The organism is Nocardioides pyridinolyticus, assembly GCF_054653575.1.
Genome location: NZ_BAAIFY010000005.1, coordinates 92,645 through 113,054, shown reverse-complemented (window position 1 = coordinate 113,054; position 20,410 = coordinate 92,645). Strand labels below are relative to the sequence as shown.

Annotated in this window: 19 protein-coding genes; 7 read left to right on the top strand and 12 right to left on the bottom strand. The window is 74.5% G+C overall.

Annotated features, from left to right (window positions below):
• Positions 1-238 precede the first annotated feature (238 nt).
• Positions 239-1,243: a threonine aldolase family protein gene (locus tag ACYQ0U_RS06425; protein ID WP_459970693.1), complete on the top strand. Its 1,005-nt coding sequence runs from the start codon at positions 239-241 to the stop codon at positions 1,241-1,243.
• Here the strand turns inward: ACYQ0U_RS06425 and ACYQ0U_RS06420 are convergent, their stop codons facing one another.
• The 5 genes from ACYQ0U_RS06420 to pknB all read right to left on the bottom strand — a co-directional run bounded on the left by ACYQ0U_RS06420 (position 1,244) and on the right by pknB (position 8,469).
• Positions 1,244-3,328: an acyltransferase family protein gene (locus ACYQ0U_RS06420; RefSeq protein ID WP_459970690.1), complete on the bottom strand. Its 2,085-nt coding sequence runs from the start codon at positions 3,326-3,328 to the stop codon at positions 1,244-1,246.
• 32 nt (positions 3,329-3,360) lie between these two features.
• Complete coding sequence (aroF, locus tag ACYQ0U_RS06415) at positions 3,361-4,401, bottom strand: 3-deoxy-7-phosphoheptulonate synthase (protein WP_459970686.1); 1,041 nt, start codon at positions 4,399-4,401, stop codon at positions 3,361-3,363.
• 290 nt (positions 4,402-4,691) lie between these two features.
• Complete coding sequence (locus tag ACYQ0U_RS06410) at positions 4,692-5,570, bottom strand: DMT family transporter (RefSeq protein ID WP_459970684.1); 879 nt, start codon at positions 5,568-5,570, stop codon at positions 4,692-4,694.
• On the bottom strand, positions 5,567-6,421 hold the full coding sequence (locus ACYQ0U_RS06405) for a deoxyribonuclease IV (RefSeq protein WP_459970681.1): 855 nt from the start codon (positions 6,419-6,421) through the stop codon (positions 5,567-5,569). The genes ACYQ0U_RS06410 and ACYQ0U_RS06405 overlap by 4 nt, the downstream gene beginning before the upstream one ends.
• A gap of 26 nt (positions 6,422-6,447) precedes the next feature.
• Entirely contained in the window at positions 6,448-8,469 is a 2,022-nt protein-coding gene (gene pknB, locus ACYQ0U_RS06400) for a Stk1 family PASTA domain-containing Ser/Thr kinase (RefSeq protein WP_459970679.1), read from the bottom strand.
• A 121-nt stretch (positions 8,470-8,590) separates the two neighbouring features.
• On the opposite strand from pknB, the gene ACYQ0U_RS06395 reads away from it, so the two are divergent.
• Positions 8,591-8,962 (top strand): Rv2175c family DNA-binding protein, encoded by a 372-nt coding sequence (locus ACYQ0U_RS06395; protein ID WP_459970675.1) that lies wholly within the window; start codon positions 8,591-8,593, stop codon positions 8,960-8,962.
• A 10-nt stretch (positions 8,963-8,972) separates the two neighbouring features.
• Here the strand turns inward: ACYQ0U_RS06395 and ACYQ0U_RS06390 are convergent, their stop codons facing one another.
• Positions 8,973-10,058 (bottom strand): polyprenyl synthetase family protein, encoded by a 1,086-nt coding sequence (locus ACYQ0U_RS06390; protein ID WP_459970673.1) that lies wholly within the window; start codon positions 10,056-10,058, stop codon positions 8,973-8,975.
• Positions 10,059-10,122: 64 nt separating this feature from the next.
• Between ACYQ0U_RS06390 and metF the strand changes: the two genes are divergently transcribed.
• Positions 10,123-11,013 carry a methylenetetrahydrofolate reductase [NAD(P)H] gene (gene metF / locus ACYQ0U_RS06385; protein ID WP_459970670.1) on the top strand — a complete coding sequence of 297 codons (891 nt, stop codon included), beginning with the start codon at positions 10,123-10,125 and terminating at the stop codon, positions 11,011-11,013.
• A 13-nt stretch (positions 11,014-11,026) separates the two neighbouring features.
• On the opposite strand, the gene ACYQ0U_RS06380 is transcribed toward metF, so the two are convergent.
• The 4 genes from ACYQ0U_RS06380 to ACYQ0U_RS06365 are packed head-to-tail and all read right to left on the bottom strand — an operon-like array spanning position 11,027 to position 14,272.
• Entirely contained in the window at positions 11,027-12,292 is a 1,266-nt protein-coding gene (locus ACYQ0U_RS06380; RefSeq protein WP_459970667.1) for a phytoene desaturase family protein, read from the bottom strand.
• Between the two features lie 18 nt (positions 12,293-12,310).
• On the bottom strand, positions 12,311-13,456 hold the full coding sequence (locus ACYQ0U_RS06375; protein ID WP_459970663.1) for an ATP-grasp domain-containing protein: 1,146 nt from the start codon (positions 13,454-13,456) through the stop codon (positions 12,311-12,313).
• Positions 13,443-13,799, bottom strand: a complete 357-nt coding sequence (locus ACYQ0U_RS06370) for an ArsC/Spx/MgsR family protein (RefSeq protein ID WP_459970661.1) — start codon at positions 13,797-13,799, stop codon at positions 13,443-13,445. Before ACYQ0U_RS06370 ends, ACYQ0U_RS06375 begins: the two co-directional genes overlap by 14 nt.
• On the bottom strand, positions 13,799-14,272 hold the full coding sequence (locus ACYQ0U_RS06365) for a YbaK/EbsC family protein (protein ID WP_459970658.1): 474 nt from the start codon (positions 14,270-14,272) through the stop codon (positions 13,799-13,801). Before ACYQ0U_RS06365 ends, ACYQ0U_RS06370 begins: the two co-directional genes overlap by 1 nt.
• 53 nt (positions 14,273-14,325) lie before the next feature.
• On the opposite strand from ACYQ0U_RS06365, the gene ACYQ0U_RS06360 reads away from it, so the two are divergent.
• From ACYQ0U_RS06360 to ACYQ0U_RS06345, 4 genes are all read left to right on the top strand, one after another.
• Positions 14,326-14,772 carry a hypothetical protein gene (locus tag ACYQ0U_RS06360; RefSeq protein WP_459970655.1) on the top strand — a complete coding sequence of 149 codons (447 nt, stop codon included), beginning with the start codon at positions 14,326-14,328 and terminating at the stop codon, positions 14,770-14,772.
• A gap of 183 nt (positions 14,773-14,955) precedes the next feature.
• The gene (locus ACYQ0U_RS06355) at positions 14,956-15,387 is read left to right on the top strand and encodes an SAV_6107 family HEPN domain-containing protein (protein ID WP_459970653.1); all 432 of its coding nucleotides are present in this window, start codon (positions 14,956-14,958) and stop codon (positions 15,385-15,387) included.
• Between the two features lie 25 nt (positions 15,388-15,412).
• Positions 15,413-16,129, top strand: a complete 717-nt coding sequence (locus ACYQ0U_RS06350; protein WP_459970649.1) for a class I SAM-dependent methyltransferase — start codon at positions 15,413-15,415, stop codon at positions 16,127-16,129.
• Positions 16,130-16,274: 145 nt separating this feature from the next.
• Entirely contained in the window at positions 16,275-16,709 is a 435-nt protein-coding gene (locus ACYQ0U_RS06345; RefSeq protein ID WP_459970645.1) for a DUF3040 domain-containing protein, read from the top strand.
• A gap of 17 nt (positions 16,710-16,726) precedes the next feature.
• Here ACYQ0U_RS06345 and ACYQ0U_RS06340 read toward each other — a convergent pair whose 3' ends face one another.
• Both ACYQ0U_RS06340 and ACYQ0U_RS06335 read right to left on the bottom strand, forming a co-directional pair.
• Entirely contained in the window at positions 16,727-19,135 is a 2,409-nt protein-coding gene (locus ACYQ0U_RS06340) for a transglutaminase TgpA family protein (RefSeq protein WP_459970642.1), read from the bottom strand.
• The gene (locus ACYQ0U_RS06335) at positions 19,132-20,403 is read right to left on the bottom strand and encodes a DUF58 domain-containing protein (protein WP_459970640.1); all 1,272 of its coding nucleotides are present in this window, start codon (positions 20,401-20,403) and stop codon (positions 19,132-19,134) included. Before ACYQ0U_RS06335 ends, ACYQ0U_RS06340 begins: the two co-directional genes overlap by 4 nt.
• Between the last annotated feature and the right edge of the window lie 7 nt (positions 20,404-20,410).

Genomic DNA, 20,410 nt, shown 5'->3' with positions numbered 1-20,410 from the left:
CCTTGTTTTGACCGGCATGTGGACACTTTCGAGAAGTTTCTCCGAGGAAGATTTCGCCGCCCAGGAAGGCGACCCGAGAGTCGGGCGACGGCGTCGGCCCGAAGCCGGCCTCACCCGTCTTTGCTGCCTTGCGGCGGCCACCCCGTGCGGGCCCGCGGGATGCGGACATTTCGCACGGTGGTTTCGAGACGAGCGCCGAACGCCCTCGTCCATCGGCGACACGACCCGCCCTGAGACAATGAGCGACGTGATCGACCTGCGCTCCGACACCCTGACCAAGCCGACCGAGGCGATGCGGGTCGCGATGGCGGCCGCGGAGGTCGGGGACGACGTGTACGGCGAGGACCCGACCGTGACCCGGCTGGAGGAGCGGGTGGCGGAGATGTTCGGGCACGAGGCGGCGCTGTTCATGCCGACCGGGTCGATGGCCAACGTGCTCGCCGTGCGATCGGTCGTCCAGGTCGGGCAGGAGGTGCTCTGCGAGGCGAGCGCGCACATCGCGCGGGCCGAGCTCGGGGCGCACGGGGCGTACACGGGCCTGACCATGCGGACGTGGATCCACCCGCGTGGGCAGGTCGACCTGGACACGATCCAGCGGATCTTCGCGCCCGACATGGGGCCGTTCTTCGTGCCGACCGCGGCCATCTCCGTCGAGAACACCCACAACTTCGCCGGGGGAGCGGTGCTGCCGCTCCAGGACCTGCGGGACCTGCGGGAGTACGCCACCGGCGTCGGCGCCAAGGTGCACCTCGACGGCGCCCGGATCTGGAACGCGCACGTCGTGACCGGCACGCCGCTCAGCGAGTACGGCGCCGTCGCCGACGTGCTGGCCGTCTGCCTGTCCAAGGGCCTGGGCGCGCCGATCGGGTCGCTCATGGTCGGCGGCGCCGACGCGATCGCCGAGGCCCGGGTGTGGCGCAAGCGGATGGGCGGCGGCATGCGCCAGGTCGGCATCCTCGCCGCGGCCGGCCTGCACGCGCTCGACCACCACGTGGAGCGGCTCGCCGAGGATCACGCCCACGCGCGACTCCTCGCCGAGGCCTGCGGCGTGGACCCGGAGACCGTCGACACCAACATCGTGGTCGTGCACCGCACCGACGCGGCCGAGTTCGTGGCCCGCGCGAAGGAGCAGGGCGTCGTGGTCGGCACGGTCGGCCCCACCGCCGTACGCCTCGTCACCCACCTCGACGTCAGCACCGAGGCCGCCGAGAAGGCGGCGACCGTTCTCCGCGGGCTCGCCTGATCAGTCCCGGGGCAGCAGCCCGAGCGCTCGTCCGAGCGGGCCAGCGAGCGCGCGGGCGTAGGACGTGGTGACGTGTCCGGCATCGCGCATGGGGACGTACTCGCCGATCACTGCCGGGCACTGGCCGTCGAGACAGAACCACTGTCGGGTCGGCACCACCCGCACGCCCGCCTCACGCGCGGCCTGCGCGCCCTCGGCGTTGACCGCGATCGCGCGGGCCTCGACGCCGCTGAGGCACGACCGGAGCGTTGCGTCGGAGCGGCTGAGGCACTGGTGCGGCACGTTGTCCCGGCGCGGGACGTCGGCGAGCAGGACCAGCCGGTCGGTGAGCGGCGCGAGGTCGTCGAACAGCCGCCGGAAGCCGTGGCCCATCTCGGTCGCGACCCGGTCGGCGTCGCGGTACACCTCACCGTCGACGCGTACGCCGGGCGCTGCCGACGTCGACACGACCACGAGGTCGGGCTCGAGCCGCCGGATCTGATCCTCGGCCCAGGCGTTGAACTCCTGGCACTCGGCCCACGGTGCATCGTCCCCGGGGAGGAGGAGGTCCACGCGGGCCGCGGTGCATTGCGACTTCACCAGGTAGTACGCCCGCCAGCCGGCCGCCTCGGCGATCTCGTCGAACGCCGGTATCCAGTGCCGCCCGTGCGAGTTGCCGACGACCACGAGCGTCCTGTCGCCATCGGGGTCGCCCGCGACACAGAGCCGCGTGGGCGTGTCGTCGTACTCGCAGTCCCCGAGGTCGGCGCGGTCCGCCTTGAGGTCCACGAGTGCGGGCCGCAGCCTCCGCGGCACGTCGCGGCCCTCGAGCGCGGCGCGCGTGGAGGCCTCGACCAGCGCGACCGCCGGGTCGTCCGACAGCGTGCGGCCGTCCGGCCGCCGTTCGTAGTCGGACACCGAGATGCCCGGGTCGTCGCCGATCAGCTGCCGGTCGATCACCGTGACCGCGGCCAGGCAGGTCACGACCGCGACCGACACCGCCGCCGGGTAGAGCACCATCCCGCGCGGCCGTGGGGCGACCCGGCGCCGCCGGAACGGCGTCTCCACGAAGCGGTACGACGCCCAGGTCATCAGCGCCGTCACCGCGAGGACCACGCCGAGCTCGGCGGGCCGGAGGTCGCGGCCGACGCGCTGCTCGGCAACGACGAGCACCGGCCAGTGCCAGAGATAGAGGGAGTACGACGCGTCGCCGATCACCCGCAGCGGCGCGACGCCGAGAGCCCGCTGCATGGCGGTCGGCGCACCACCGGTGCCGCCGAGGATCACCGCGCACGTGCCGAGGACGGGCGCGAGCGCGAGCCAGCCGGGGTAGGGGTCGGCCGAGCTGATCGTGAACAGCGCGACCACGACGAGGCCCAGACCGCCGGCGATGACGGCGTTGCGGGCGGCCGGGCCCAGCCCGCGCGCCAGCCGGGGCGCGGCCACCGCGAGGAGCGCGCCCGCCCCGAACTCCCACGTGCGCGTGAACGTCGAGAAGTAGGCGCTCTCCGGCGACGCGGCCGAGGCGTGGACCGACCACCCGAAGCTCACCGCGGTCACGATGCCCAGCGCCAGCACGATGCCGGCGGTGGGGCCGCCCCAGCGCCGCAGCGACCGCCGGGCGAGCACCACCGCGACCAGCAGCAGCGCGGGCATCACCAGGTAGAACTGCTCCTCGACCGACAGCGACCAGAAGTGCTGGAGCGGCGAGGCCGGGTCGGACTGGGTGAAGTAGTCGGTCTCCTCGATCGCGAACCGCACGTTCGCGCCGAAGAGCGCGGCCCACACGCCGTCGACGGCCGTGTCGCGCGCGTCGATCGGCGGCAGCCACAGCCAGGCGGCCAGTACGGTGCCGGCGATGGCGACGGTGGCCGCGGGCAGGATCCGCCGCGCGCGGCGCACGTAGAAGGCGACCAGGTCGATCGTCCCGTCGCGCGCGACCTCGCGCAGCAGCAGCGTCGTGATGAGGAAGCCTGACAGGACGAAGAAGACGTCGAGGGTGACGAAGCCCCCCGAGTACGGCGCGAGCCCGGCATGGAAGACCAGGATCCCCAGCACCGCCAGAGCACGCAGGCCTTGAATGTCGTCACGGAACCCGGCTGGCATCACCCCCACCGTAACGAACGGGTGGAGAAGGACTAGGCCCCCGGTGCGGCGGGGCGCCGTCCGACGAGGTCCGGCAGCCGGCGCACGGCCTGGGCCAGGTCGCGCAGCTCGGCGCCGAGGAGGGCCTGCGGGCCGTCGCAGAGCGCGGTCTCGGGGTCGGGGTGGACGTCCACGATGACGCCGTCGGCGCCGACCGCGATCGCGGCCCGCGACAGCGGCACCACCAGGTCCTTGCGGCCGGCGGCGTGCGACGGGTCGACGATCACCGGCAGGTGGCTGCTCGACTGCACGACCGGCACGGCCGAGATGTCGAGGGTGTTGCGGGTCGCCGGCTCGAACGTGCGGATGCCGCGCTCACACAGCACGATGTCGAGGTTGCCGCGCTGGGCGACGTACTCCGCCGCCATCAGCCACTCCTCGATGGTCGCGGTCATGCCGCGCTTGAGGAGCACCGGCTTGCCGGCCTCGCCGACGGCCTGGAGCAGCCCGAAGTTGGCCATGTTGCGGGTGCCGACCTGGAGCATGTCGGCGTGCTCGGCGACCACGGGGACGTCGCGCGCGTCGACGACCTCGGTGACGATCGGGAGCCCGGTCGCGGCGCGGACGTCGGCGAGGATCTCCAGGCCGGGGACGCCGAGGCCCTGGAAGGCGTACGGCGAGGTGCGGGGCTTGTAGGCGCCGCCACGCAGCAGCGTGGCGCCGGCCGAGCGCGCCATGTGCGCGGCCTCGAGCGTCTGCTCCGCCGACTCGACCGCGCACGGCCCGGCGATGAACGTGAACGTCTCCGGGCCGATCGGCACGCGCCGGTCGCCGCTGCCGACCCACACCGTCGAGCGGTCGGGGTGGTGCTGGCGGCTGACCAGCTTGTACGGGTCGGAGATGCGGTGGACGTCGGCGACCCCGCGCAGCGTGCGCAGGTTGAGGTGGTGGAAGGAGTCGATGTCGCCGACCAGCCCGATGATGGTGCGGACCACGCCCTTGGAGACGAAGGCCGCCCCGCCCACGCTCTCCACCCGGGCGACGACGTGCGCGACGTCCTCGTCCGTGGCATCCGGGGACATGACGACGACCATGGCCAGACCGTAGGTGACGGACGCCACTGCCGCCGTCGGCCGCCAGCATCCGGACGCCCGCGAGGGTGCCCGTGGCATCGTCCGCCGCTGCGCTGCGGACGAGGACGACGAGCACCCTCGGGGAAATCGCGCGGGGCTCCGGACGACGTGGGGACCCATCTCCGGCGCTCCAGCCGAGGCAACCGTAGGACGCTCGGCCCGTCCGCACCGGCGTTTGGCAGGTACTAGGACCAAAGGGCACCGGCACCTGCCCCGACCCCGGAGGCCGCCTCAGGCCGCCTCAGGCCGCCTCAGACAGCGATGTGCGGGACCTCGCCCTCGACCTTGCGGCGCGGTCCGACCTCCACGAGGAGCATCGCGGCGAGGACGAGGGCGCCGCCCAGGAGCATCCGCGTGCTGAGCGACTCGCCGCCCAGCAGCACCGCGAAGAACGCGGCGAACACGGGCTCCATGCTCATCACGATCGCCGTGCGGGTCGCGGACAGGTGCGCCTGCGCCCAGGTCTGGCCGAGCAGCGCGAGCGCGGCGGGGAAGATCGCCATGTAGAGCACCGAGAGCCAGTCGCGCCCGTTGTCGGGCAGCACGATGCCGCCGGGGGCGCTGACGAGGAGGCAGATCACCGCGACCAGCACGACCTGGAGGATGGACATGCCGAGCGCGTCCTGGACGTTCGACCACGCGCCGAGCCCGACGATGTGGAGCGCGTAGAGCATCGCGGCGACGAAGGTCAGCGCCTCGCCGTACCCGATCGAGAGGCTGTCGAGCGTCAGCACCGCGAGTCCGCCGAAGGCCAGCAGCACCGCGCCCCAGGTCATCCGGGTGATCCTGTTGCGCAGCAGCACGGCGGCGAAGAGCGGGGTCGCGACGACGTACATGCCGGTGATGAAGCCGGACACGCTGGCCGGCGTGTGGGCGAGGCCGACCGTCTGCAGGATCTGGGCGACACCGTAGAGCCCGCCGAGGACGGCTGCCTGCTTGCGCGCCCGCGGCGAGAGCCGCAGGACCGCCTTCGGCGCGACGACCAGCAGGAGGATCCCCGCGATCGAGAAGCGCACGGCGAGGAAGTCGACCGCCGGCACCCGGTCCAGCAGGTCGTGGATCAGGAAGAACGTGCTGCCCCAGCAGGCGGTGATGCCGAGCAGCACGAGGGTGGCGAGCTTGGCCTTCACGAGTCCCGCAGCCTCTTGAGCAGGGGGATGTCGCGGGTGTCGGCCGTGCGGGAGTCCGGGGTCTCGAGGATGAACGGCACGCCTTCGGTCGCCGGGTGCCGGAACAGCTCGACGAACGCCGCCTCGCCGATATGGCCCTCGCCGATGCGCTGGTGGCGGTCCTTGAACGCGCCCCGGACGTCCATCGAGTCGTTGGCGTGGATCAGCCGGAGCCGGCCCGGCCCGCCGATCTCGACGACCCGGTCGACGGTGGTGGTGGCACCGCCGGGCTCGTCGAGCGGGGCGCCGGCCGCGAACACGTGGCAGGTGTCGAGGCAGATCCCGGCCTTGGGGTGGAGGTCGAGCGCGGCGAGGTACGGCTCGAGGTCGTCGACGCCCGCGCACAGCGACCGGCCCTGGCCGGCGGTCGGCTCGAGCAGCAGCCACGGCGCGGCGTCGTCCTCGAGCGTCTCGAGGATCGGGAGCAGCGCCTCGCGGACCTGCCGCATCGCCTTCGAGCCGTCCGCGTCGCCGACGTACGAGCCCGTGTGGACGACGACGCCCTCGGCGCCGATCTGCGCGGCCCGCTTGAGGTTGTGCGCGACCGAGGCGACCGAGCGCTCGTAGGTGGCCGGGGTCGGGCTGCCCAGGTTCACCAGGTACGGCGCGTGGATGAACGTCCGGGTGCCGCGCTCGGCCATGAGGTCGCGGAACGCCGCGTCGTCGGCGGGCTTGCCCTCGGTCAGCGCCCAGCCGCGCGGGTTGCCGGTGAAGACCTGGAACGTCTCGCACCCGACCAGGTCGGCGTTCGCGACCGCACCGGCGACCAGGCCCTTGCCGACCAGCACGTGGGTTCCGATCGGGTTGCGCATCCGGTGAACCTACCGGGGGCAGCGGCTCAGATGATGGTGAGGGTGATCGTCGAGCCCTTGGGCGCCATCGAGCCGCCGGAGGGGTCCTGCGACCAGACGTAGCCGAGGCCGAGGGAGCCGGATGCGTCCTCGGTCTCGACGACGAAGCCGAGCCCCTCGAGGGTCGCGCGGGCGGCGTCGATGCCCTGGCCGCGCACCGACGGGACCTCGATCAGCTCGGGGCCCTTCGAGACCACGAACGAGACCTCGTCGCCGCGGTGCACGGTCGTTCCCCCGGGCGGGTCCATCGAGATCACGTCGCCCTCGCCGAGGCTGTCGGAGAACTGCTCGTCGGCCACCTTGCCGGTGAGGCCGCGGGCCTCGAGCCAGGCCATCGCGTCGTCGACCGGCTTGCCGACCCAGTCCTTGAGGTCGACCGGCTTCGGGCCCTTGCTCACGACCAGGTCGACGGGCGCGTCCGGGCGCAGCGTCGTACCGGCCTTGGGGGAGGAGGCGATGACCTGGCCCGCGGGCACGGTGTCGGACCACTGCTCGGTGGTCGTCCCGTAGCCGAGGTTGGTGTCGGCGAGCGCGTCCTGCGCCTCGTCCTCGGTCATCCCCTTGAGCTTCGGTACGTCGTACCGCTCCTTGCCGAGCGAGAGCGTGACCGACACCGTGCCGCCGTCGAGCACCTTGCCGCCGGGACCGGGGTCGGTCGCGACCACGTGGCCGGCCGGCACGGTCTCGGAGTAGGCCTTGTCGCCCCACTCGACCTCGAGGCCGGCGTCCTCGATCTCGGCCTGCGCGTCGGCCCTGGTCAGGCCGAGCACGCTCGGCGTCGAGGTGTAGCGGCCGTCGAGGAACCACCAGGCGCCGGCACCGAGGCCGGCGACCAGCAGCACCGCGAGGATCGTGAGGACCAGCCCGCGGCGGCGGCGCCGGCCGCGCGGGGGCGGCGGGGTCTTCGGGGTCTTCGGGGCGGGCCGGGCCGGAGGGGCCGGCGGGCCCGGCGGGGTCACGGTCCGGAGCACGGTGGTGCGCTCGGCGACCTCGCTCGGCTCCATCAGCGCGGCGAACTCGCGCGAGTCGAAGGGGTCCGGCGTCGTCTCGGCGCGCACCTGCGTCACCAGCGGTGTCAGGTCGGTCGTGAGGTCGGGGTCGTCGACGACACCCTCGGCGAGCGCGTGGCTGACCCGGTGCACCTGGTGGAGCAGCACCGCGGCGTCGGCGGGCCGCGCGCTGCGGTCGCGGGCGGTCGCGCGGGCGACCAGCGCGTCGACGTAGGCCGGGATGCCGGGCACGAGCGCCGACGGGGCGGGCACGTCCTCGTGGACGTGCTTGTAGGCGACCTGGATCGGCGACTCGCCCTCGTGCGGCTTCACGCCGGTCAGCAGCTCGAAGAGCACGACGCCGGCGGCGTACACGTCGGCGCGCGCGTCGGCGCGGCCGTCGACGACCAGCTCGGGAGCGAGGTAGCTGACGGTGCCGATGAGGACGCCGCCGGTCGCGGTGTGCTGGGTGTCGGCGCTGACCGCGCGGGCCAGTCCGAAGTCGGCCACCTTGACCCGGCCGTCGTCGGCGATGAGGACGTTCTCGGGCTTGACGTCGCGGTGGATCAGACCGGCGCGGTGCGCCGCGGCGAGCGCGGAGAGCACCGGCTCGAGCAGCGCGAGCGCCCGGGCGGGAGGCATCGGCGACTCCTTGCGGATCACGTCGCGCAACGTGATGCCGTCGATGAGCTCCATCGAGAGGAACACCGCGCCGTCGTCGTCGCCCTGGTCGTAGACCGCGACCACGTTGGGGTGGGAGAGCCGGGCGGCCGAGCGCGCCTCGCGCACGAACCGGGCCGCGAACTCGTCGTCGTCGCCGAGTCCCGGGTGCATGATCTTGACCGCGACGGTCCGGTCGAGCCGGATGTCGGTGGCCTCGTAGACACTGGCCATGCCGCCGCGGGCGATGCGCGGCCCGATGCGGTAGCGGTTGTCCAGCACCCGCCCGGTCATGGGGTCGCCGGAGCCGTCGGCACCACCCTGCGGGGCGTGCCGCTCCGAGCGCCGGTCAGGCGTCACAGCGACCCTCCTGTGGCCGGATGGGGAAGGATCCGGTGGCCCAATCGTACGGACGCGGGGCGGCCGGAGCGTGCTCAGGCACCCCCGGCGTGGCGCGAGGGGTGGGTGGGACACTGGTGGCATGAGTCAGCAGCCCCTCTCCGAAGCCGACCTCGCCACCCTCGTCCCCACGTGGCTGGACTGGGCGGCCGTCGCGGAGGTCCTCGGCGTCACCGTCGCCAAGGTGCGCACGATGATCCGCGACCACGAGCTGGCCGCCGCCGTCCCCACGCCGGGCGCGGGGCAGCAGGTCCCGGCCGACTTCCTCCAGGACGGCCTGGTGGTCAAGGGCCTGCCGGGCCTGCTCACCGTGCTCCACGACGCGGGGTACGACGACCGCGAGTGCATCGCCTGGCTGTTCCAGGACGACGACTACCCCGGTCGCGCGATCGACGCCCTGCGCGAGAACCGCGGCTCCGAGGTCAAGCGCCGCGCCCAGGCCATGGGCTTCTAGGCCGAGCAGGTCAGACGGCGCGCTGGGTGGCGGAGGCGGCCAGGCCCCGGAGTACGCCGCGGGCGTGGTCGTCGATCGCGGCCTCGTCGAGCGCGGCGACCGCGTGGGCCGCGAGCTGCTCGATGACCTGCTCGACCTGCGCATGGGCGCCGGAGGCGTCGATGATCGCGCGGAGGTCCTCGACCTGGTCGGGGGCGAGCGGCGTGCCGAGCGCGGCGTCGAGGCGGGCGGCGTCGGCGGGCGCGGCCGCGTCGAGGGCGAGCGCGACCAGCACGGTGCGCTTGCCCTCGATCAGGTCGTCGCCGGCCGGCTTGCCCGTGGTGTCCGGGTCGCCGAACACGCCGAGCAGGTCGTCGCGCAGCTGGAACGCCTCCCCGAGCGGCAGCCCGAAGCGGGAGAGCTCCTCCAGGGTCGCGGTCGAGGCGCCGGCGAGAGCGGCGCCGATGTGGAGGGGCCGCTCGATGGAGTACTTGGCCGACTTGTAGCGCAGCACGGTCATCGCGGCGTCGACGTCGGCGCGGCCGCGGGCCTGCACGGACACGTCGAGGAACTGCCCCGCGATGACCTCCGAGCGGCACTTGTCGAAGAGCTCGAGCGCGGGCGCGACCTGGGTGATCGGCAGCCCGCAGCGCCGCAGCAGCTCGTCGGACCAGCTCAGCAGCAGGTCGCCGAGGAGGATGGCCGCCGCGGCGCCGTACTGCTCCGGGTCACCGCGCCAGCCCGCGCCGCGGTGCTCGCCCTCGAACTGCCGGTGGGTCGCCGGGCGGCCGCGCCGGGTGTCGGAGGCGTCCATGAAGTCGTCGTGCACGAGCGCGCTCGCGTGCAGCAGCTCCAGCGAGGCGCAGGCCCGCACGAGCGCGTCCTCGTCGGCCGGCTCGGGCGCGACCGCGCGGTGCCCCCAGTAGCAGAACGCCGCCCGGAACCGCTTGCCGCCGGAGACCGCGGCGTGCGCCGCGCGCACCAGCCGGGCGGCGTCGTCGCCGAGCGCCGCGAGACCGGCCGCCTGCTCGTCGACGAACCCGTCGAGCGAGGCCTGGACGCGGGCGCGGAAGGACGCGCTGTCCCAGTCCACCTCGTTCGACACAGGGCTCGCCACGCGGTCGAGACTAGTCAGTGGACACCGCCCGGCCGGCGTCGGCCCCCGACCTAGACTGTTGCGCATGGTGCACGAGCAGACCCGGCGGATCGGCGACCTGATCCGCCACGGCGAGCGCTCGTTCTCCTTCGAGTTCTTCCCACCCAAGGACGAGGCCGGCGAGGCCCAGCTCTGGCAGGCGATCCGCGAGCTGGAGCCCTACCGGCCGACGTTCGTGTCCGTGACGTACGGCGCCGGCGGCACCACCCGCGACACCACGGTCGCGATCACCGGCCGGATCGCGGCCGAGACGTCGTTGACCCCGATGGGCCACCTCACCTGCGTCGGGCACACCCGCGAGGAGCTCCAGGGCGTCCTCGCGGCGTACGCCGCCGCCGGGGTCCACAACGTCCTCGCGCTGCGCGGGGACCCCCCGGGTGGGCCGGGCACCCCGTGGACCGCCACCGAGGGCGGCTTCACCTACGCCGACGAGCTCGTCGCCCTGGCCCGCGAGACCGGGGAGTTCAGCGTGGGGGTCGCGGCGTTCCCGGAAGGCCACCGCGAGTGCGCGACGCTCGACGACGACGTGCGGGTCCTGCTGGGCAAGCAGCGGGCCGGCGCCGAGTTCGCGATCACGGACATGTTCTTCCGTGCGAGCGACTACTTCGCGCTCGTCGAGCGGGCGCGCGCCGCGGGCGTCGAGATCCCGGTCCTGCCGGGCATCATGCCGATCCTCAACCTGCGCCAGGTCTCCCGGATGGCCGAGCTGTCCGGCCGCGAGATCCCGGCCGAGGTCGTCGAGCGGGTCCGCGTCCACGAGGACGACCCGGTCGCGCTGCGCGCCGAGGGCATCCGGATCGCCGCCGAGCTCTGCGACGAGCTGCTGGCCGGGGGAGCGCCCGGCCTGCACTTCTACACGCTGAACCGCTCCAAGGCGACGCGCGAGATCTTCGCCGCGCTCAACATGGCCGTCTGAGGCTGTCCCAGGTCTAGGGAGACCCGATCTCGGCCGCGACCAGCGCGGCCGACAGCCCCACGAACGGCAGCCCCGCTCCCGGCGTCGCGTGCGCGCCGGCGGCGTACACCCCGGAGACGGGCGTGCGCGGCCCGAGCCGCTGCCGGACGGTCGCGCGGCCCTGCCACAGCACTCCCATCGGCGACCCGCCCCACTGCTCGACCTGCTCCCGCGGGCCGGCGTCCACGCGCGCGACGACCTGCTCGCGGACGTCGATCCGGTGCCGGGCGAGCGCGCGCAGCAGGTCCTCGGACAGCTTGCCGCGGCCGTGCACGGTGAGGGTCTGGCCGTGCTTGCGCACGACCAGCATCGGGTCGCCGTGCAGCACCAGCTCGTGCGGCAGGTCCGGCGGCTCGCCCTCCAGGCCGACGTGCACGACGACCGGCGGGATCGCCGGCATCGTGCGCTCGACGTACGCCGCCAGGGCGGGCAGCCGCCGCGGGTCGATCGCGCACACGACGGCGTCGGCGTCGACGTCCCCGGTCGTCGTGCGGACCGCCGCCACCCGGCCCTCGCGCACGACCAGGTCGCGCGCCTCGGTGCCGGTCAGCACGGTGACGCCGCGGGTGGTCAGCCGGGCCGCGAGCACCTCGCCCAGACGGGCCATCCCGCCCGCGACGGTCCACGCGCCGAACCGCTGCTCGACGTAGGACGTCGTGCCCATCCACGCCGGCACGTTGCGCAGGTCGTGGCCCTGGGCGACGTGCGGGTGGCCGGCGACGAGCCGCAGCCGCTCGTCCTTGAAGGCCTTCCTCAGCCGCTTGTGCAGCATCTCGCGGCCGTCGAGCAGCGGCGACGGTGCGGCCGGGTCCCACGGGTTCTCGAGGTAGGTCCGGCGCAGCACGTCCCAGGTGTCGGCGTACGACGCGACGTGGTCGACCCACCGCTGGCCCAGGCCCGGGCCGAGCTCGTCGAACGCCGCGAGCTGCGCGGCCCGCCCGACGGGGATCCGCACCGACGAGCCGTCCTCGAACCGGTGCTCCCGGACGATGTCGAGCGGCACCAGCTCCAGCTCGCGCTCGAGCGGGCGACCGGACTTGCGGAACAGGTCCCGCACCACGGCGGGCAGCAGCGTGTGGCTCGGGCCGGCGTCCCACGTGAAGCCGTCCCGGCTGACCGAGGAGAGCGCGCCGCCCAGCGTCGTCCCGCGCTCGACGAGGGTCACCTCGTGGCCGAGCTTGGCCAGCCGGGCGGCGGACGCGAGCCCGCCGAAGCCACCTCCGACCACCACGATGCGCACGGGGGAACCCTAGTGACCCTAGCGACGCAGCTCGGGCGCCGCCTCGAGGTGCGGCTCGCGCGCGGCGAGGTACGCCGCCAGGCGGCTGCCCGGCGGCAGGTGGACGGGCTTGGCGCCCACCACCTCGGCCCGGCGGGCCGCGTCCATGGCGGGCACGAGCTCCTCGACGTCCGCGACGGTGGCGCCGGTGTCGACCCCGGCGAGCAGGTTGGCCTGGAGCAGCTGGAAGAAGTCCGCGGCGACGCGGGTCAGCAGGGTCGCTCCGGCCGACAGGCGGGAGTTGAGCTCGGTGGGCAGGAACCCGTCGGCGGTCAGCACGCCGTCGACGCCGAACGCGCCGCGGTAGCCGTGCGCGGCACGGAGGTGCTCGCCGACCCGGCGCGCCACGTCGCGCAGGTGCTCCCGGTCGGCCGCGGGCGGGTCCCAGGTGCTGGCCAGGCCGCCGTAGACGAACGTCCGCGCGGTCCGGTCGCGCAGCACCGCGATCTCGACCGGGCGCAGCACCGCGGTCCCGTCGGCGAGCGCGAACCCGTGGATCGAGCAGGGCACGCCGTCGAGGAACGGCATCACCCGGACGCGCTCGCTGCGTGGCGCGAAGAACGCCCGGGCGCGGGTCTCGTCGTCGCGGTCGTGGACCCACCGGACGTAGTCGCCGCCGCCGGTGAGGCCGCCGCCGGCCCACACCGCGCCCAGCGGGCCGCGGACCTCCTCGGTCGCCTCGGCGAGGGCCCGCGGGGAGACGGGCACGACCCGGCTCGGCGCCGCCGGCACCCCGGCGGCCGCCCACACGGCGTCGGCGAGCACCTTGTCCTCCAGCGCCAGGAACGCGCTCGGCCGGCCGCCGGTGACCGGCCGGCCCAGCACGGGCTCGTCACTGGTCACGAACGGTGTGGTCCGGAAGATCCCGCGGCCCCCGGGGTCATGCGCCTCGACGGCGGCGACCGCCTCCGGGGACAGGGCCCGCAGCAGCCGGTCGTGGGTGCGCAGCACGTCGGTGGCGAGCACCGTCGGCGGTGCCGGGAGGTCGAGGACCAGGGTCCGGCAGCCGAGCCGGTCCAGCCGCTCGACCCAGGACGTCCAGGCCCCGACCGGTCCCGGTCCGAGCACGACCGGGCGACCGGCGTACAGCTCGGTCAGGAGGGCGAGGAGCTCAGGCCTCGGCATCCAGCACGCGCCGCAGCGAGTCCCCGTCGCGGCCCACGACGGTGGTGCCGTCGGCGGCGGTGATGATCGGGCGCTGGAGGGCCCGCGGGTGCGCGGCGAGCGCGGCCAGCCAGTCCTCGCGGTGGGCGGCGTCCCTCGGCAGGTCGATGCCCGCCTCCTTGGCCTCCTTGGCCCGCGCGACGTCCCAGGGCTCCAGCCCGAGGCGGGCGACGACCTCGCCCAGCTCGGCCGCCGTCGGCGGGTCGTCGAGGTAGCGGCGGACGGTGTACTCCACGCCCGCGGCGTCGAGCTCCGACACCGCCGTGCGGCACTTGGAGCAGGCGGGGTTGAGCCAGATCTCCATCACTCGACGTCCAGCTCGGTCGCGCCCGTCATGGCCGCCAGCTCGTCGTACGTCGTCGAGTACACCGCGGAAGGGTGCCCCGCCGCGGCCCACACCACGCCGTGCCTCCGCAACCACGGGTCGAGGTACGTCGGCACCGGTGCCGGGTGGGCGATCGGCGAGACGCCGCCGATGACCTGGCCGGTGTGCTCGCGCACGAACTCCGGTGTGGCCCGCTTCAGCTTCGCGACGCCGAGCTCCGCGGCCACCTTGGCGGTGTCGACCCGGTGGGCGCCGGAGGTCAGGATCAGGACGGGGGAGCCGTCGGCGTCGAAGAGCAGGCTGTTGGCGATCGCCCCGACCTCGCAGCCCAGCGCCTCCGCGGCGAGGGCGGCGGTGTGCACGGAGTCGGGAAGCACCACGATCTCGCCGGTGCCACCCCGACTGTCGTGCTCGTCACGGAACCGTTTGATCGACGGATGCTCGGTGGTCATGCGTCGCACCCTAGGGTGTGACGGGCACGCAGTCGGGGAGAGGAGCAGCGCGGATGGGCCAGCAGCGGTCGGTGGTGGTGACCGGAGCGATCTGGCTGAGCGCCGCCGCGATCGGGCTGGCCGGCCTGGCCACGCTGTTCACGATCGTCTTCAAGGGCGAGCTCGTCGACGACTGGGCCGCGGACCGCGTGGACGTCGGCTCGGTGACGCCGCCCGCGTTCGTTCCCGTCGCGGTGACGATGTTCTTCGTCGTCGCGATGCTGACCTTCGTCGTGCTCGCGTTCTTCCGGCAGGGCTACGAGTGGGCCCGGATCCTGCTCAGCCTGAACGCGGTCGTGCTCGCCCTCGCGACGCTCGCCGTGCTCCAGACCTCCCCGCCCACGCTCTTCCTCGTCGTCGCGGCGGTCTCCGTCGTCGTGGACGTCGCCGCCCTGGCCGCGCTCTGGCACCGGGACACCCGCGCCTTCTGCAGCGAGCCGGCCGACCTCACGCACCGCTGACGTCACCCCTCCGCGCGGCCCTTGACGGACTGTCCGGGGCCGGGTGTACCGTGATCCCGCGTTCGAACACCTGTTCGAACAACGCGCCTGGCGGGGACGACCTCGACCCCCGTCCCCGCCGGGTCCCTCTCGGGAGGGGCGCAGGCAGGGGTCTCCGGTCCGGGGTCGAGGGAGAGGTCATCGATGAACCCGTACGCCCTGCCCGCCACCACCCACGCCTACCTCGCCCGCGCGGCCGAGTCGCTGAGCGAGGCGATCGCGGCCCGCGAGGTGCCGGCCCGCTACGCCTGCGCCCACGTCGCCGCCCTGCGCGCCGCGGCCGCCCTGCTCGCCGCCCGGGCGACGCCCACGCCGGCCCGACGCCGGCCGCAGAAGAACGCCTGGGTGCTGCTCGCCGAGGTCGCTCCCGAGCTCACCGAGTGGGCGCAGTTCTTCGCGGGCGGCGCGTCCAAGCGAGCCGCGGCCGAGGCCGGGTCGACCCGGGCCGTCAGCGAGCGCGAGGCCGACGACCTGGTCCGGGACGCCGACCGGTTCCTGGCGGTCGTGGAGCGCTCGCTCGGCCTGGTGCCGCACGAGGCCGTCGCCGACCGGGCGCTGGCGGTGCGCGCCGGCTGACCCGGTGGGGCCTAGGGTGGTCGCCATGACGAGCGACCGCCCCAGCGAGCGCCGCAGCGCGGCCCGAACCTCCGTGGTCTGGGACGCCCTGCTGCCGGCCCTCGACGGCGCCGCGGACGTGCTCGACATCGGCGGCGGCACCGGCGGGTTCGCCGTCCGCGTCGCCGAGCAGGGCCACCGCGTCACGGTCGTCGACCCCAGCCCCGACGCGCTCGCGGCGCTCGACCGCCGCGCCCGCGAGGTCGGCGTGGCGGTCACCGGCCAGCAGGGCGACCTGTCCACGCTGCGCGAGGTCGCCGGCGCGGACGGCGTCGACGCGGTGCTGTGCCACGGCGTGCTCGAGGTCGTCGACGACCCCGCCGCCGGACTGGCCGCGATCCGCGAGGTGCTCCGTCCCGGCGGCACGCTGAGCCTGCTCGTCGCCCAGCGGCACGCGGCCGTCGTCGCCCGCGCGATGGCCGGCCACTTCGCCCAGGCGCGGGCGATGCTCGACGACCCGGCCGCCGGCGCCGGCCGCGCGGGCCACCGGTTCACCGAGGACGAGGTACGCCGGCTGCTCGTCGAGGCCGGCTTCGAGGTCGCCGCCGTGCACGGCGTCCGGGTCTTCGCCGACCTGGTGCCCGGGTCGCTGCTGGACCTCGAGCCCGGCGCCACCGCGGCCCTGGTGGAGCTGGAGCGCGCGGTCGCCGAGCGGCCCGAGTTCCGGCCGCTCGCGACCCAGCTGCACCTGCTCGCGCGCTGAAGGGCGCCGCCCCCGTTTCGGCGCGGCGCGGAACGGGCACGGTTCAGACACGAATTCCCGATCCCGCCTACCGTCACGACCGCCCCCCTGCCTAGACTGGCTGTAACCCGGTTGACACGATCGGCGGACGCCCAGGGGAGGTGCGGTGCCACTCTCGGAAGAAGAGCTCCGGCTGCTCGAGCAGATGGAGCGCGCCCTGGTCGAGGAGGACCCCAAGCTCGCCTCGACGCTGCGCGGCACGGCCTTCCGCCGCTCCGCCCGTCGCCGGGCGATCATCGCGGGCGCCTGCTTCGCCGTCGGCATCGTGGTCCTGATGACCGGTGCCGTCGCCCAGCTTCCGATCGTCGGCGTGGTGGGCTTCGTGATCATGCTGGGCTCCGCGACCGTCGCGGTCACCGCGCTCCGCGGCCAGCAGGCCGCCGCGGCCGACCCGCGCGCCGCCCACCCCAGCCACGGCTTCACCGTCATCGAGGGGGGCCGCAGCGGCAAGACCCGCCGCTCGCGCCGTACCTCCGGCCACTCCTTCATGGAGCGCATGGACGAGCGCTGGCGCCGGCGCCGCGAGGGCGGCGGCTTCTGATCCCCTGACGGGGTCGATCAGCTCGCGTGGTCCACGATCCCGCCGTACGGCGTCTCCACCGTGGTGGGTGCGGTACGCCGGGTGCGGCGACGGAGCGTGAGCACCGACCGCGGCCACCACGAGGCGCGCCGGCGGGCCGAGCCGGCGGCGCCGCCGGCGAGCGCGGCCAGCACGGCGCGGGTGTGGGCGCGGGTGTCGGAGCGTGCCGCGTCGTGGTCGGCCGTCGAGGCCGAGCCGGGGCGCGCGTAGCGCTGGAGCTCGAGCTCGTGCACGATCCGGTCGAGCGACTCGACGGCCTCCGGGGCGATCGCGGCGCCGTGCGCGGGGCGCTCGTCGGTCTGTGGCCCGACCGACGTGCCGAGGTGCTGGACGAGCCGGTGACGGGTCGCTCGCGGGGATCGGCCCTCGGGCCAGGGGATGCCGAGGTCGACCGCGGTGTCGCGCAGCTCGGCCCAGGCCAGCTCGGGGTCCCCGCTGCCGAGCCGGTGCGCGCGGCGCCGGCGGCGCAGCGTGCGGGGGAGCAGGGCACCCACGACGAGCAGCACCGCGAGCACGGCACCGCCGGCGACGTACCACCGGCCGTTGCTGCCGCCGCTGCCGGCGAAGTCGCCCGTGCCGGCGTCGGTCGGCTCGACCAGGGGGCGGTTGTTCGGGAGCAGGCTGGACTCGCCGGCGCTCGGCTCCGTGGACTCGGTGGGGTCGTCGTCCGGGCCCTGGCCGATCCTGGTGTAGGACGGCGCGTCGCCCGAGCGCCCGGCCGGCGTCGGCTCGAACCGCACCCAGCCGGCACCGTCGAAGTAGAGCTCGGGCCAGGCGTGCAGGTCGCGCGCGGTGTAGACGTAGGAGCTCGGCCCGGTCTGGGTCGGGGAGAGGAAGCCGATCGCGACCCGCGCCGGGATACCGAGCACCCGGGCCATGATCGCCATCGCCGAGGCGAACTGCTCGCAGTAGCCGGTCCTGCCGTTCTCGCCGTTCTCGTCCTCGCCGAGGAACTGCTCGAGCGCGTCGTACCCGCTGCCCTCGACCTGGTCGAGGGAGTAGTCGAACTCCTCGCGGAACCAGTTCTGGAGCGCGACGGCCTTCTCGAACTCGGTCTGCTCGCTGCCGGTGACCTCCACGGCCAGCTCGCGCACCACCGGCGGCAGGTCGTCGGGGATGTCGGTGAAGATCTCGCTGACCCGCCCGGACGGCGTGACCGACGTGCGCAGCCGGTCGGCGCTCAGCTCGAGGTCGACCTCGGTCATCGAGTAGCGCATCCCCGACGTCGTGAGGTCGTCGGGCACCGCGAGGAAGTCCATGGTGTCGTCGTCGTAGCGCCAGTCGCCGTCCGCGACCACCCGTGACGCGACGGTCGCGGTCGGCAGCCAGGTGGACCGGAAGGCGGGCAGCACCGTGATGTCGTACGCCGTCTCGCTGCGCGGCGTGTCCGGGTCGACGCCCTGCGGCGGCGGGAGCGTGCCGACGGCGCCCTGGTCGGCGGGCACGTCGCGGTCGCCGGGGCTCCACTCGACGTCGGTGAAGCGCGTGAGCGCGACGATGCGCAGGTACGACGGATCGGGGTCGTTGGTCGTCACGCGGACCAGCGGGCTGTCGTCGCCGGCCTTGAAGTCGCGGACCAGGTCGGCGGTCGGGTTGTCGATCGTGATGTCGTCGCTGCCGCCCGAGCCGGGGCCGAAGTCGAACACGTGCAGCCCCGCGGTCGGGATGAGCGCCGGCAGGAAGATCGCCAGGGCGGTCGCCACGCCGCCGACCGTGCCGGCGGTGCTGCGCACGGCGTGAGCGCCCGCGCCGTACGCGATCGGGTCGCCGGTCTCGCGGTCGAGGCCGATCGGCCGGCCCCAGCGCCGGACGGCGTCGGACTCCGAGAGGAACAGCATCGTGAGGTAGCCGGCCGCGGTCGCGGCGAACACCCACCACGAGAGCTGGCTCCCGACCAGGCTCACCGGGATGCTGTAGATCGTCAGCAGCGGCAGCCCCGCGAGCGGGACCTTGCGCCACGTGCAGGCGAGGAGGTCGACGAGCAGCAGGCAGGCCAGGCCGCACAGGATCATCAGCGCGTCGAGCGGCGGCGCCCGCGTCGGCACCGGGGCTGCGAACTGCTGCGCACTCTCCAACGCCTGGGTGAGCGCGCGGTGCAGCTCGATCCACCCGTCGTCGACGGGCAGCGGCGAGCCGGTGATGAGCAGCATCGCGACCACGCCCGAGGCGAGCACCTGGACGAGGACGACGAGCGGGCCCGGGACGCGCCACCACCGCAGCGCGATGCCGGTGCCGCCGACCACCACCGCGAGCAGCAGCAGGGGATTGAGGTAGCCGCCGGGCTCCTCGGCGAAGCCGTGCCAGGCGTAGAACGCGACCCACGTCGTCGCGGCCGCGACGACCGGGAGGAGGAAGGCGCCGGCGACGGTGCCCCGGCTGCGGTTCACCGGACCACCTCCTGGGCCGGCGAGCGGACGCGGGCACGCTGCGCGCTGGTGTGGCCGAGCTCCTGCCAGACGGCGTCGAACCGGTCGCGGGGACCCAGCGCGACCGAGCGCCAGCCCTGCCCGCCGAGCACCTGGGTGGCGGCGACGCCGGTCGGGGCCCCCGCCCACGCCTGGACGTCGAGCGCGACCGCGAGCGCCGAGTCGGCCTGGTGCTGCATCCGGCGCAGGATCGGCAGGTCCGCCGGGTCGACGTGCCCGAAGACCGCGACGGTGAGGCCGCCGTGCGCGCCCTCGGTCAGCCAGCCGGTGTCGAGACGGTTCTGGCCGACGTGCGAGACGACCGCGAGAGCCTCGAGCAGGGGAGCGGTGTTGAGGTCGGTGTCGCGCAGGTGCCAGGCGCTGCTGGGGTCCTCGCCGGTGGCGGTCACCAGCCGGACCGCGAACCCGCGGTGGCTCAGGTGCACGGCGATCGACGCGGCCGCCGAGACCGCGGCCTCCAGCGAGGACGCGATGCCGTGGCCCCGGTGCGCGACCGTGCGGTTGTCGAGGAAGAGCGTCGCGCGCGACTGCCAGGGCTGCTCCTCGCGACGCACCATCAGCTCGCCGACGCGGGCCGAGCTGCGCCAATGGACGCGGCGCAGGTCGTCCCCGCGGCGGTACTCGCGGACGGTGACGTCCTCGGCGCTACCGGAGGCGAAGGCGCGCGGCCGGTTGTCGCCGGAGCCGGTCCAGGCGCCGCCGAGCGGGATCTGGGGCAGGACCACGGTGCGCGGGGTGACGGTGAGCGGCACGGTCGTGCGGAAGGTCCGGCCCAGCTCGACCAGGCCGAACGGGTCGGTGACGCGGACCGACATGGGACCGATCTCGAACTTGCCGCGCACGTCGGAGCGGACCTGGTAGGTCACGGTCTGCTTCCAGCCCTTCGCGATGCCCTCGACCACGAACCGCGGGCGGGTGCCGAGCACGTAGGGCACGTGGTCCTCGAGCAGCAGCACGCCGTTCGGCGTGCGCCCGTCGTTGCTCAGCGTCAGCGTCACCCGCGCCGGCTGGCCGGCCGCGACCAGCTGCGGGGTGACCGTGCGGACCAGCGCGAGCCGGTAGCGGTTGCGGCCGACCACCCACGCCGTGAGCAACGGCAGCACCAGCACCAGGATCCCCACGCGGGTCAGCGCGGACTGGTCCAGCACGACCGCGCAGGCGATCGCGGTGACGCCGGCGGCCAGGAACGCCCGTCCGCGGACGGTGAGGCCGGCGAGAGCCTCCCTCATGCCACGA

Coding starts and splice junctions, on each gene's coding strand:
- ACYQ0U_RS06395 (WP_459970675.1), top strand. CDS start 8,591: ATGAGTCAGCAGCCCCTCTCCGAAGCCGACCTCGCCACCCTCGTCCCC.
- metF (WP_459970670.1), top strand. CDS start 10,123: ATGGTGCACGAGCAGACCCGGCGGATCGGCGACCTGATCCGCCACGGC.
- ACYQ0U_RS06350 (WP_459970649.1), top strand. CDS start 15,413: ATGACGAGCGACCGCCCCAGCGAGCGCCGCAGCGCGGCCCGAACCTCC.
- ACYQ0U_RS06355 (WP_459970653.1), top strand. CDS start 14,956: ATGAACCCGTACGCCCTGCCCGCCACCACCCACGCCTACCTCGCCCGC.
- ACYQ0U_RS06420 (WP_459970690.1), bottom strand. CDS start 3,328: ATGCCAGCCGGGTTCCGTGACGACATTCAAGGCCTGCGTGCTCTGGCG.
- ACYQ0U_RS06425 (WP_459970693.1), top strand. CDS start 239: ATGAGCGACGTGATCGACCTGCGCTCCGACACCCTGACCAAGCCGACC.
- ACYQ0U_RS06335 (WP_459970640.1), bottom strand. CDS start 20,403: ATGAGGGAGGCTCTCGCCGGCCTCACCGTCCGCGGACGGGCGTTCCTG.
- ACYQ0U_RS06370 (WP_459970661.1), bottom strand. CDS start 13,799: ATGGAGATCTGGCTCAACCCCGCCTGCTCCAAGTGCCGCACGGCGGTG.
- ACYQ0U_RS06405 (WP_459970681.1), bottom strand. CDS start 6,421: ATGCGCAACCCGATCGGAACCCACGTGCTGGTCGGCAAGGGCCTGGTC.
- ACYQ0U_RS06375 (WP_459970663.1), bottom strand. CDS start 13,456: ATGCCGAGGCCTGAGCTCCTCGCCCTCCTGACCGAGCTGTACGCCGGT.
- ACYQ0U_RS06365 (WP_459970658.1), bottom strand. CDS start 14,272: ATGACCACCGAGCATCCGTCGATCAAACGGTTCCGTGACGAGCACGAC.
- ACYQ0U_RS06360 (WP_459970655.1), top strand. CDS start 14,326: ATGGGCCAGCAGCGGTCGGTGGTGGTGACCGGAGCGATCTGGCTGAGC.
- aroF (WP_459970686.1), bottom strand. CDS start 4,401: ATGGTCGTCGTCATGTCCCCGGATGCCACGGACGAGGACGTCGCGCAC.